This window comes from Streptomyces sp. NRRL S-118 (genome assembly GCF_000716335.1).
In the GTDB taxonomy this organism is placed as follows: Bacteria; Actinomycetota; Actinomycetes; order Streptomycetales; family Streptomycetaceae; genus Streptomyces.
On sequence record NZ_KL591060.1, the window covers coordinates 1,452 to 1,950 of the forward strand.

A 499-nucleotide genomic window follows, 5' to 3' on the forward strand; every position below is an offset into this window, starting at 1 on the left:
CCGGTTCCGCAGGTCGACGGCGCCGAGCGAGTCGAAGCCCATCTCCTGGAAGGCCCGCCCGGGTTCGACGGCCGCGGCCGAGGCGTGTCCGAGCACGGTCGCCACCTGGGTCCGCACCATGTCGAGGACGATGCGCTCCCGGTCGGCCGCGTCCACTCCCGCCAGTTGGTCGCGCAGCGACACCGTGGGGGTGTCCACCCGCCGGGCCGCGACGGGCGCGAGCCCGCGCAGCACGGCCGGGATCGTCCCGGCCCTGGCCTGGGCCCGCAGCACCGCCGTGTCCAGCCGGACCGGCGCCAGCATCGCGGAGTGCGAGGTGAGCGCCTGGTCGAACAGGCCGAGACCGAGTTCGGCCGTCAGCGCCTTGGAGCCCATCCGCTCCAGGCGGGCCAGCTCGTTCCGGCCCAGTTGGGCGGCCATGCCCGCGGTGTCGGACCACAGGCCCCACGCCAGCGAGGTGGCGGGCAGCCCGGCGGCCCGGCGGGACGCGGCGAGCGCG

At 77.0% G+C, this 499-nt stretch carries 1 protein-coding gene; it reads right to left on the reverse strand.

The window, feature by feature from the left end; genetic code table 11:
* Positions 1-499, reverse strand: a 499-nt coding sequence (locus IH00_RS39405) for a beta-ketoacyl reductase (protein ID WP_039947892.1), incomplete at both ends; no start/stop codon positions are given.